Origin of the sequence: Paenibacillus mesotrionivorans (genome assembly GCF_046098205.1) — a bacterium.
Taxonomy (GTDB): Bacteria; Bacillota; Bacilli; order Paenibacillales; family NBRC-103111; genus Paenibacillus_AR; species Paenibacillus_AR mesotrionivorans.
In genome coordinates this window covers 222,942-234,914 of the sequence record NZ_JBJURJ010000001.1, presented here as the reverse complement: position 1 = coordinate 234,914, position 11,973 = coordinate 222,942, and the positions used below count along the sequence as shown (strand labels likewise).

The 11,973-nt window shown below is 55.3% G+C and carries 9 protein-coding genes; 6 read left to right on the top strand and 3 right to left on the bottom strand.

Annotated elements, in window-relative coordinates; all coding sequences use genetic code 11:
• Positions 1-864, bottom strand: a complete 864-nt coding sequence (locus ACI1P1_RS01095; protein ID WP_416214507.1) for a class I SAM-dependent methyltransferase — start codon at positions 862-864, stop codon at positions 1-3.
• Between the two features lie 264 nt (positions 865-1,128).
• Between ACI1P1_RS01095 and ACI1P1_RS01090 the strand changes: the two genes are divergently transcribed.
• The 6 genes from ACI1P1_RS01090 to glgA all read left to right on the top strand — a co-directional run bounded on the left by ACI1P1_RS01090 (position 1,129) and on the right by glgA (position 9,785).
• A complete protein-coding gene (locus ACI1P1_RS01090; RefSeq protein WP_416214506.1) occupies positions 1,129-1,503 on the top strand; it encodes a hypothetical protein in 375 nt (124 codons plus the stop codon).
• Positions 1,504-1,749: 246 nt separating this feature from the next.
• The gene (locus tag ACI1P1_RS01085) at positions 1,750-3,708 is read left to right on the top strand and encodes a stalk domain-containing protein (protein ID WP_416214505.1); all 1,959 of its coding nucleotides are present in this window, start codon (positions 1,750-1,752) and stop codon (positions 3,706-3,708) included.
• 96 nt (positions 3,709-3,804) lie between these two features.
• Positions 3,805-5,778, top strand: a complete 1,974-nt coding sequence (gene glgB / locus ACI1P1_RS01080) for a 1,4-alpha-glucan branching protein GlgB (protein WP_416214504.1) — start codon at positions 3,805-3,807, stop codon at positions 5,776-5,778.
• Between the two features lie 3 nt (positions 5,779-5,781).
• Positions 5,782-6,915, top strand: a complete 1,134-nt coding sequence (locus tag ACI1P1_RS01075; RefSeq protein ID WP_416214503.1) for a glucose-1-phosphate adenylyltransferase — start codon at positions 5,782-5,784, stop codon at positions 6,913-6,915.
• A gap of 205 nt (positions 6,916-7,120) precedes the next feature.
• Complete coding sequence (gene glgD / locus ACI1P1_RS01070) at positions 7,121-8,230, top strand: glucose-1-phosphate adenylyltransferase subunit GlgD (RefSeq protein ID WP_416214502.1); 1,110 nt, start codon at positions 7,121-7,123, stop codon at positions 8,228-8,230.
• A gap of 115 nt (positions 8,231-8,345) precedes the next feature.
• Positions 8,346-9,785, top strand: a complete 1,440-nt coding sequence (glgA, locus tag ACI1P1_RS01065) for a glycogen synthase GlgA (protein ID WP_416214501.1) — start codon at positions 8,346-8,348, stop codon at positions 9,783-9,785.
• Between the two features lie 442 nt (positions 9,786-10,227).
• Here the strand turns inward: glgA and ACI1P1_RS01060 are convergent, their stop codons facing one another.
• A complete protein-coding gene (locus tag ACI1P1_RS01060; RefSeq protein WP_416214500.1) occupies positions 10,228-10,929 on the bottom strand; it encodes a histidine phosphatase family protein in 702 nt (233 codons plus the stop codon).
• A gap of 145 nt (positions 10,930-11,074) precedes the next feature.
• A complete protein-coding gene (locus ACI1P1_RS01055) occupies positions 11,075-11,809 on the bottom strand; it encodes a hypothetical protein (protein WP_416214499.1) in 735 nt (244 codons plus the stop codon).
• Between the last annotated feature and the right edge of the window lie 164 nt (positions 11,810-11,973).

Sequence of the window (11,973 nt, the reverse complement as noted above, 5' to 3'; positions counted from 1 at the left end):
TTAGGACTCCCAGCGGCCAAGAATACCGCAGGGCAGGTTCAGAGAGCTGGCGGTGATAGGCAGGCCGATTTCACCGCTGGAGATCACACCGCCATATTTCCGGCCTATCGACATGGTGAGGATATTCGTCAGCACCGAGGCCGATATCCCGGTAGTATACGAGTTGATCAGGAAGAACAGCGGTTTTTCCGTGAGAATAGCGGAGCAGGAATCCACAAAGCGGTACAGGTCATTTTCCAGCTTCCACATTTCGCCGTTGGGGCCGCGTCCGTAGGAGGGCGGGTCCATAATAATGGCGTCGTAGGTGCTGCCGCGGCGCTGCTCCCGTTGCACGAACTTGAACACATCGTCCGTAATGAACCGGACGGGCTTGTCCCCGAGGCCGGAGTGGTGCAGGTTTTCCTTGGCCCAGGTGACCATCCCCTTGGCCGCATCCACATGGCACACCTCGGCGCCTGCACTGGCGCAGGCCACTGTGGCACCGCCCGTGTACGCGAACAGGTTCAGCACCTTGATGGGACGTCCGGCATTCTTGATTTTGTCCATCATCCACTTCCAGTTCACCTGCTGCTCGGGGAACAGCCCGGTATGCTTGAAGCTGGTGGGTTTGATGATGAATTTCAGATCTCCATATGATACGGACCAGCGTTCGGGGAGCTTCACCTTTTCCTCCCATTGTCCGCCTCCGCTTGAGCTGCGGTGGTAATGGGCATGGGCGTCCTTCCAAAGCCCGGTTTCATTCAACAGCGGCCAGATGATCTGCGGGTCGGGCCGGCGCAGAATGTATCCGCCCCAGCGCTCCAGCTTTTCGCCTCCGCCTGTATCGAGAAGCTCATAATCTTTCCATTCGTCAGCCAAATACATCGCGAATCTCCTTTAAAAGAGGTCTCTGTTCTAGATTTCAATACTTCATCATGCAATATACGGTTGAATCATGTCAAATCTAACGCCCCTTGTCAAGATATTGCCATACCTAACCCTGTTAATCATCGACATTATTGTGAACGCCCTTACATGTACGTCACCGCATTCATTATACTTAAGATCAGACTCCATGCGAATTGTCTCTTCCTGGAAAGATCACATGGCAAGGAATCTCCGAAGCATGTCTCTAGGAGTGTGGACCATTTGTTTAAAATGACATTGAATCAGAATGACGGGATTCTGCTCATTTCGTATTCAGGGTATTTCACCGTATACGAGGCCAAGCTGTTCCAGCGGGAGCTGGAGCTCCGCTTAAGCAGGATCCAACCCGAGGAGTATGCTCTGGTTGTCGAGATGCAGGAAATCCGCCTCTCCACTCAGGAGCTGGCACCCATGTTCGACGAGATTAAACAGACCTATCTGAGCGCTCCCTTCCGGTCGATTTATTCGGTGGAGTGCCAGACCCAGGCGGCAGGCAAAACAAAACGCAAAGCCCAGGCGCGGGCGAACTGGACACCGGTCCAGACGGTGGACGAGGCGCTGCAGCTGGTCAGAAGCGGAAGAGGTGCGGAGGCGTGAGGGAGATCGGGCGGAGCAGGCAGAAGATCAGCTTGGCTGGTGAATGAAGATGCGGACAGGAAACCCTGGGCCGCATCTTTTTTTTTGCCCGGAAGCACGCTTCATGAATTGTCGAATGCCTCTCCTACCCCTTACAATAAAATTAATTTGCTGCAAGCGTTTCTTTCCCGCAAATTCCGGGTATTAAGTGAAGGCCCCGCAGAATTGTGCATCAGCGCTGTTCCAGCCTATCAGGGAGGGTGAGACATGATCAACCGGTTCATATCAGATGACAAAATTAAGCGGATGGCGCGCACAACACTTATTGCCGCATGCCTCGCAGCCTCTGCAGGACCGGGAATTCCGGCGGTGTATGCCGAGGATTTCTGGACACTGGAACGCCAGGCACGCCAGGATGAGCAGAACGGGAACCTCCAGGCTGCCGCACCCAAATGGAAGCTGCTGCTGGACCATTACGCAGTAGAGGGGAATGTGGTGAATGCGGCCCTTTACGCCAAAAATCTGGGCAAGTATTATGACAGCCAGAAGCAATATGAAACCGCCATTTATTATTATGAGCTGGAGAATGAGTATTGGCTTCAGGCGGGTTATGACTGGGGGGCGCAGGATCTGTTCCGGGCGGAGGAAATCCGCAGCACACTGGATCTGTATGTGCAGACCACAGATGAATCGGCTCTGGCCGCTGCCAGCGACGGAAACGGGGGCGGTTTGGCCAAGTTCGAGCCGGTATACGGCACGTATCTGGGCATGTATTCCGAATTGGATCCCCAGATGGGCAACCAGTATACCCGCTCCGAGCAATTCTACAATAAGAAGCATGCCCTCTACCTGGCTTATACCCAATGGGGCAAGCCGTTTCCCAGACAGTATGCGGTGAACGCCAAGGCAGCAGGAGCGGCGCTGCAAATCGCTTTTGAGCCGATGAACGGGTTGGATGAGGTGAAGGATGGGGAATATATCCGCCAGTGGGCTGCTGCTGCCAAAGCAACCGGCCTGCCGATTTTTCTCCGTTATGCCTCCGAGATGAACGGCAACTGGGTTCCCTGGCACGGCGACCCGGCCAAATATATGGAGAAATTCAAGCTGGTCCACGACATCATGGAGCAGGAGGCGCCGAATGTAGCCATGGTATGGAGCCCCGGAGATGTGCCGATTAACACCATGTCGGCCTATTATCCCGGCGATGCTTACGTGGACTGGGTGGGCATCAGCATGTACAGTACGCCTTATGAAAACGGTGATCCTTCCAAGCCCCAGCTGGGGTTGGGTCCGGTGGACAGGCTGGATGAGATTTACCGGCTGTATGCGGACCGCAAGCCGGTGATGATCAGCGAAACGGCGGTTACCCATGGAACAGTCGGTGACGGGAAAAGCTGGACAGATTGGGGTGTTATGAATCTGGAGCGGGTTTATGAGATCATGACCAAGCAGTATCCGCGGCTGAAGGCCATCACGTACTTCAACCGGGGTGCTACCCAGCCCGGGGTCACCGATAATTTCCTCCTCCGGGACAACACGGCCATGATGGACGCTTATAAGCGGCTTATCGGGAGTCCGCATTTCCTGACCAAGGTGGAAAACGGCGCAAAACCCGTTGCAGCAGGAGGATACATGAAGGCCCAGGCAAGTGCTGCCTTCAGCGGGCGGACGGTGGTCTATCCGTATGTCAAGCTGCCGGATATCTATAACGGCAAGGTGGAGTACCGGCTGAACGGCATGCTCCTGAAGACCGAATATCCCCCGTACAAGGGTGTGGAGCTGGAGGCGGGAGGCATTGTGGCTGGTTCGGTTCTGGAGGTGAAGGCCTTCAACCAGGGGGGAACCCCTGCCGTTACCCGCCAGCTGGCCCTGGAGCCGCAGACTACGGTGACGGTAAACGGCCGGGCGTTGGCTTTTGAGCAGCCGCCGGTAAACTGGCAGGGCAATGTGCTGGTTCCCATGCGGGCCGTATTCGAGGCACTGGGAGCAGAGGTCAGCTGGAATCAAACCACCCGGACGGCAACAGGCCGGAAGGGGGGCACAACAGCCAGCGTCACCATAGACAGCCACACGGCGGTAAAGAACGGCAAGGATTACCGGCTGGAGGCGGCCCCCCGGCTCATCAACAGCTATACCATGGTGCCTGTGCGGTTTATTGCCGAATCCTTCGGCGCCAAGGTGGAATGGGACGGGCCCAATGCGGCTGTCCGGATCACAATGCCATAAATTTGAAAAATTCATCCTTTTTTTACGGAGTCCGAAGAAGGAAAAGCGCTTTGCAGTCTAGAAAGGGTAGAAGGTAGAGAGGAGTTGATCCCTGGCTTGCCAAACCGCATTCCGACTGCTCATGATCTGCATTTGTTTCACGAGGGAAATCTGCACCACAGCTACCGTATGATGGGGGCGCATCCGGCTCAGGAGAACGGGGTTACGGGTGTGCGCTTTACGGTATGGGCGCCCCACGCCAAGGAAGTGGGGATCAGCGGTGATTTTAACGGCTGGACGGCTGACTGTCATCTGATGGAGCCGCTACTCGACTCCGGCGGCATGTGGACTCTTTTTGTCCCCGGCTTGGAGGAAGGGGCTGTCTATAAGTACCGGATCACCGGACCTGACGGACGCCGTTTTCTCAAAAGCGATCCGTATGCCTTTTTTTCCGAGCTCCGTCCCCGGACTGCTTCCGTTGTCAAAAGTCTGGAGGGCTTCCGCTGGAATGATACTCGCTGGCGCAGGAAGCAGGAGAAGGAGCCCGTTTATGCCAAACCTCTCAATATCTATGAGGTGCATCTGGGTTCCTGGAAATATATTGAGAATGAAGTGTTCTATACGTATGAGGAGTATGCGCAGGAGCTGGTGGAATATGTAAAGGAGATGGGGTACACCCATATCGAGCTGCTTCCGTTGACAGAGCATCCCTTCGACCGCTCCTGGGGTTACCAAGCCACCGGGTATTACAGCGCCACCAGCCGCTACGGGCAGCCGGAGCAGCTGATGTTCTTCATTAACCACTGCCACGAAAACGGCATCGGTGTTCTGCTTGACTGGGTGCCCGGGCATTTTTGCAAGGATGACCACGGTCTCCGGCTGTTCGACGGCACCCCCTTGTTCGAGCATCCTGATCCGGATATTGCGGAGAAGCGGGGCTGGGGCACACTCGGTTTTGATTTCGGCAAACCGGAGGTGCTGAGCTTCCTGATCTCCAACGCCATCTTCTGGATGGATGTTTATCATGTAGACGGTCTGCGGGTGGACGCCGTGGCCAGCATGATCGACCTGGCATTCGACCGGGATAAGGCTGCCGCTCCCCGGAACGCTTACGGCGGTAATGAAAATTTGGACGCCTTGGGCTTCCTGAAGCGCCTGAACAAAGCTGTGTTCCAGTATTTCCCCGGCGCCTTGATGGTGGCGGAGGATTCCTCGGACTGGCCGATGGTGACGGCTCCCGTCCATGCGGGAGGGCTTGGTTTTAATTATAAATGGAATATGGGCTGGATGAATGATGTGCTGCGCTATATGCAGCTGCAGCCCGCAGAACGCCGGCACCGGCATCATCTCATGACCTTTTCCATGATGTATGCCTATGCCGAAAACTATGTGCTCCCCTTTTCCCACGACGAGGTTGTGCACGGTAAAAAGTCCCTGCTCAACAAAATGCCCGGCAGCTATGAGGAGAAGTTCGCCAATCTTCGTGTGCTGTACGCCTATATGGCGGCCCATCCCGGCAAGAAGCTCCTGTTTATGGGAAGTGAATTCGGGCAGTTTGACGAATGGAAGGATATGGAGGACCTGGATTGGGAGCTGGTGGGGTATCCCATGCACGGCAAAACTCGCCATTATGTCCGGAGCCTGAACGCCATATACATGAAAGAAAAGGCGATGTGGCAGCAGGATCACAGCCCCGGAGGTTTCCAATGGATCGATGCGGACAATGCGGAGCAAAGCGTCATGTCCTTCGTCCGGTGGAACAAAGCGGGAGATGAGCTGATCCTGGCTGTATTAAATTTCCGGGAAACCGGGTATTCCGAATACAGAATCGGGGTTCCTGATGCCGGCATCTACCGGGAGCTCCTGAATTCCGATGCGGAAGAATTTGGAGGCAGCGGGGGGAAAACACGCTCCAGGCTGACGACGGAGGCTGTACCGTTCCATGGGCAGCCGTGCAGCATCCGGATTGCGCTTCCGCCGTTTTCCGCTTTGCTGTTCAAGCACAAAGTCGCAGCCAAGGGTCCCTTCACGGAGAAGCAGGCAGAGCTCCCGGACACGCCAGACCGCACAACCATGGGAAAGGGGAAATAATGTATGCCGCAGAAGGAATGTGTAGCGATGCTTCTGGCCGGAGGAGAAGGCCGGCGATTGGGGGCTTTGACCAAAAATTTGGCAAAGCCTGCCGTCCATTTTGGCGGAAAGTACAGAATTATTGATTTCACCCTGAGCAACTGCACCAACTCCGGCATCGACGCAGTAGGGGTACTGACCCAATATCAGCCCCTGGTGCTGAATTCTTATCTGGGCATCGGAACACCGTGGGACCTGGACCGCAAGGGCGGGGGCGTCACCGTGCTTCCTCCGTTCATGAAGTCCAAGGGCGGCGACTGGTATAAGGGGACGGCCAATGCCATATACCAGAATATTGGTTTTATCGAGCAATACGCCCCGGAATATGTGCTGGTCATCTCAGGCGACCACATCTACAAGATGGATTACGACCTGATGATCCAGTACCACAAGGAAAAGAATGCGGACGCCACCATCGCGGTTATTGAGGTCAAGTGGGAGGAGGCCAGCCGCTTCGGCATCATGAAGGCAGATGAGGACTTCTTGATTACCGAATTTGAGGAAAAGCCCAAAGCCCCCAAAAGTAACCTGGCTTCCATGGGTGTATATATCTTCAGCTGGCCCGTGCTCAAGAAGTATCTGATGGCTGACGCGGAGAATCCGGCCTCCAGCAACGACTTCGGCAAGGATGTCATTCCGGGTATGCTGAACGCCGGGGAAAAGCTGATGGCGTATCCGTTCCAGGGTTATTGGAAGGATGTAGGCACCGTGGAGAGCCTGTGGGAGGCCAGCATGGATTTGTTGGAGGAGGAGCCGGGACTGAACCTGAATGACCGGAGCTGGAGAATCTACTCCCTGAATCCCAACCAGCCTGCCCAATACATTGCCCCCACCGCAGCGGTCAAAAATTCCATTCTCAACGAAGGCTGCTCCGTATCGGGCACGGTGGATCATTCCGTTCTGTTCTACGGCGTCCGGGTCGGGGAAGGGACTGTGATAAGGGATTCTGTGATTATGCCCGGTGCCAAAATCGGCGAAAATTGCGTCATCAACCGCGCCATTATCGGAGAAGCCACCATTGTGGCGGACGGCTCCGTCGTCGGAGATCCGGACAGCAAGGAGATTACTTTGATCGGCAGCCATGAAATTATTGCGTAAGTGTGTCTGAAAACTCCGAGGGGAGCAGATTTTGCTGAATTTTCGTTCAAGGCAAGGTACTTTCACGCAGGCGTACCGGGGGTACGTCAAGGGGAAGTAACGAAGCATGGGGCGAAAAGGCTGCAAAAGATGCCCTCAAGCGGGTTTTCAGACACACCCTAAGTAATTTGTCCTGATCCCATCCATACGAAAGGAAGCTGCCCCCATGAAAAATGTGCTTGGTGTTGTGAACTTGGTGAATGAGCCCGACAACCTGGAGGAGCTGACCTACAAGCGCTCCCTGGCTTCGGTTCCGTTTGGCGCACGCTACCGTCTGATCGACTTTATCATGTCCAGCATGGTGAATTCCGGCATTGTCAATGTGGCGGTGTTCGCCCATACCAAATACCGTTCCCTGATGGACCACCTGGGCTCCGGCAAGGAATGGGATTTGAACCGCAAGCGGGGCGGGCTGTTCATCCTGCCGCCGGCTGTGGATGAAATCCGCGAGATAGTGAAGGGTGATTTGTACCACTTCTACGCCCACCGGGATTATTTCTACCGGAGTACCCAGGATTATGTGCTGATTACCCGCAGCCATATGGTCTGCAACATTGACCTCACCGAGGTGTATGAGCATCACCGGCTGTCCGGGGCGGACATCACCATGGTGTATAAGGATATGGAGGAGGATGACTTCTCCCACTCCCGGCGGATCCTGATCAATCCCCTGGGGCAGGTGAAGGATATCCAGGACCATACCGGACGGCTTAAAAGCGGCAAGGTCTCCATGGAGATGTTCCTCATGAAGAAGGAGCTGCTCCTGGACCTGGTGGAAACCTCTTTGGCCCAGGGTTATGACCACTTGGTGCGGGATGCCATCATGAAGAATGTGGACCGTCTGAAGATCAACGCCTTTCCCTACCAGGGGTATCTGGGCGTCATCAATACTATCCAGGCTTATTACCACCACAGCATGAACCTGTTGAACCCGTCCATCTGGAAGGATCTGTTCTTCCGCCCGGGTCTGATCTATACCAAGATCAAGGATGAGCCCCCGGCCAAATATACCCAGCACTCCAATGTCCGCAATGCCATGATCGCCAACGGCTGCATTATCGAGGGTGAGGTGGAGAACTGCATTCTCTTCCGCGGTGTGAAGGTGAGGAAGGGGGCGGTGCTCCGCAACTGCATCGTGCTGCAGAACTGCGACATCCAGGAGAATGTGAGCGTGGAGAACGCCATTCTGGACAAAGATGTGATGATCAACAGCGGCCGGGTGCTGAAGGGCGCCGTCACCGCTCCGTTTGTGGCTGCGAAGAAGAAGATCATCTAGACGTCTTTCTGGCGAGGCCGACAAAACGTGTTTGAGCATCCAAGACATGTCTTTTCCGGTAAGGAATGAAACCGGGTGAATAATTAATCTAGGGGACTGGAGGGACTATACACGCATGAACATTTTATTCGCTGCTTCTGAAGCCGTTCCATTCGTTAAATCGGGAGGGCTGGCCGATGTAATCGGTTCGCTGCCCGCCTCCCTCCGTCACCACAATGTGGATGTGCGGATAATCCTGCCCAAGTATGCGGACATTCCCGAACACTTCCGGGAGCAAATGGAAACCGCCAGCACCTTCAGCGTGTATCTGGGCTGGCGCAACCAATACTGCGGCATCCAGCAGCTGGAGGTCAACGGGATTCACTATTATTTTGTGGATAATGAATTCTACTTCCGCCGCGGCGGCCTTTACGGGTATGGGGATGATGCCGAGCGGTTTGTTTATTTCAGCCGTGCTGTACTGGAGGCCTTGCCGCATCTGGATTTCAAGCCGGATATCATCCACTGCCATGACTGGCAGACAGGTCTGATTCCGTATCTGCTGCGCCGCAATTATGCCGCCCATCCGTTCTATGCCAACATCAAAACCGTGTTTACCATACATAATCTGCGCTATCAGGGCAGGTACAACCGGAAGCTGATGCAGGATCTGCTGGGTATTGATGACGGCATGTTCGGCGATGGCAACGGCATTGAGTATTACGGGGACGGCAATTGCATGAAGGCTGGGCTAACCCATGCGGACAAGGTGACCACGGTAAGCAAAACCTATGCCGAGGAGATCAAAACCACCTTTTTCGGCGAGGGGATGGAGGGTGTGCTGCAGGAGCGGAGCCTTCACGGCGGGCTGGTAGGTATTCTGAACGGGCTGGACAATGAACTGTTCGATCCAATGAATGATTCCCATCTGGCAGAGCCGTACCGCAACTCCCTGTCCAAAAAACGCCGCAACAAATCCGCTCTCCAGGCGGAGCTGGGGCTTCCGGTGGATGAACGTATTCCTATGATCGGGTTAGTATCCCGGCTGGTGGACCAGAAGGGGCTGGACCTGATTCAAGCGGTGATGGATGAAATCGTATCGCTGCCGCTGCAGCTGGTGGTGCTGGGCACGGGAGAAAGCCGTTTTGAGCATCTGTTCAAGGATAAGGCCTATTGGCATCCGGACAAGGTATCGGCCAACATCACCTTCAGCGACGGTTTGTCCCGCCGGATTTATGCAGCGTCGGATATGTTCCTGATGCCTTCGCTGTTCGAACCCTGCGGCTTGGGTCAGCTGATTGCCTTCCGCTACCGTTCCGTGCCGATAGTGCGGGAAACCGGAGGGCTGAAGGATACGGTAGTCCCTTACAACGTGGCAACCGGTGAAGGCACTGGCTTTACCTTTTATGCGTACAATGCCCATGAGATGCTGTTTGCCATCAAACGGGCGCTGGAAACTTACAAGGACGAAGCGGCGTGGAACACAATTGTGAAAAACATCAGCAAAACGGACTTTGGCTGGGAGCAATCGGCCAAACAATATGTATCGCTGTACAAGCAAGTATTGGGCGTGTAAGCTGACGGGGGATACCCACGGCAGATTGTCCCATATTCCGGCTGGAGAGCCGGAGGCAGGCAGATAGAGAGGCTTGAGCGTTTGTTAGCAGGAGGTAACAGAAGGGAAGGCCGGGAGAAGCTCCCGGCAGCCCTGACTGTTGCCTTTTTTTGTGTTGGTCAGGCGAGGGTTCCGGGCAAAGTCCGTTACCGTTACGGACTGTAGGGACGTTATTTTGCCCAATATCGGACTTTTGCGGACTCTCGTGGACCGTAGGGACCTTATTTGTCATCTGCGCCACAGAAACCTGCTGATTTGTGGGATATAGCGGCTGCTGGGTCCGTTACGGTGAGGAACAGCCTGTTTTGGGGGAAATAACGGAACCAGGGTCCGCAAGAAGGAAGAGCTCTTCCGCCAAAAAAAACCGTGGCAGATCTATCCGCCACGGCCCTAATGTACTTTCTCAATCGAAGTTGGCAATAATCCCACGCGGCCGCACCGGCAGCCCTGCTTCGTAGAGGTGGGACACATCGCCGAAGCCGATGCAGCGGGGAGTGGCCCAATCCTGGGAGCGTTCGTCGAACAGAATGGTGGTCACCGAGCTGGGCGGCATCCAGAAGCCGGCCCAAACCAGGGACAGGGGAATCTCCAGCAGATGGGCCAGCCAGGTCAGACCGAAGCCGCCGTGGCAAAAAACGGCCACCCGGTCCTGGGTTTTCTTCAGGATCCGGTAACGTCCGCCTACCCGCTCAAAGCCCTGCCGTTTCAGGAACTCGTCTGAGAAGGCCTGCAGCTTTTCGAAGGTTTCCCGGCTGGGGGTCCCATGGTAATACGAGATCTCATGCCAGTTCTCGGAAGTGGGCATCCGCTCGCCGGACCGGATCACTTCGCCGGGCAGATCCCAATGGGACAAACGTCCGTAAGGAGTTTCCTCCAGCTTCAGGCTGAGCTCCTGCGTCCATTCCTCCACCTCATGAGTCATTCCCAAAGCTTCCGCTGTGTAGCGCATGGTGTCTTGGGCTCTGCCCATGGGCGAAGCGTAAATCCGGTCCAGACCGTGAGTGGCCATTCGTTTGGCCAGTGCCTGCGCCTCCAAATGTCCGGCTGGGGTAATGGTATTGTTGGGATAATCCGGGTCCGCATGGCGGATGATGTATAGCCGCATGTCACATTCTCCGTTCGTGATGGCGTTGGGATTAAGGGGTTCGCGCGAAGCGCCATAGGAGCCCCCTGTCCGCTTGCTCCCATTATAAGCGCCTAAACGCCAAATTTGAAGATCCCGGGTTGATGGAATGCAGCTGATCTCTCCTTCAAAGCCATACAGCACAAAGCACCATCATGCAAATGCCCACCATAAGGACGTATTGCAGCACTCTGCGGCTGCTTAAGAAGCATTGCATCCCTGCGACGGATGCGAACAGAAATCCATACCCCAACAGGAGAGGGTGCATGGCGATCCCTACCCCCAAGCCGCAGCCATAGGCTATGGAACGCCGGGGAGTGGGTGAAGCATCCGTAAAAAATGAGACGGCACAGTAAACAAGCAATATGGTGGTGCAGGTATACAAGGCTTCGCTATTAAAGCCCGAAGAGGAGCGGATAATGGCAGGATGGAGGAAATATAAGCTGCCTGCAGCCAGTGCCAGCCACGGCTGGTTCACCATGATACGGATGATGGCCATCAGCAGGAGCAACGACAAGGCGTTCATCGCGTTTTGCAGAATCTGCACAGCAAGCACCGGCGGTTCCATCGTGCTGCCGAATACCCGGTAACAGAGCGTCAGGAAACGGGCATAACCCTCCGGAAAAGGGTGGGAGGAGGCGGTGGTGAGCCTGGCCCCGGATTCACCGTCCGGCAGGTTGATTGTCGTATTTTGCGGAAACCGGCTGCGCACCTCCCGGTCCATCAAGGCTTCAGCCGGTGTCAGCCTGATCCCGGAGGCGGCCATTTGGCGGCTCCGGTTCCAATCCGTCAGCTCCAGCCGCAGCACGGAACCGGCCAAAAGCAGCACAGCCGCCAGAATGCCCAAGGTGACTCGTTTCATGGCTTGTCCTCCCGGTTATGGCGTTGCTTCCTTGAACGCCGCCAAGGAGCCGTAATTATTTTCCCACGGCATCCGTGATTTATCCGGGCTGTCAGCCGCTGGGGAATGGGCGCTCAATTGAAAAAAGCGCCGGGACAGAGTAAGATGAAGGAAGATTCCGGCTG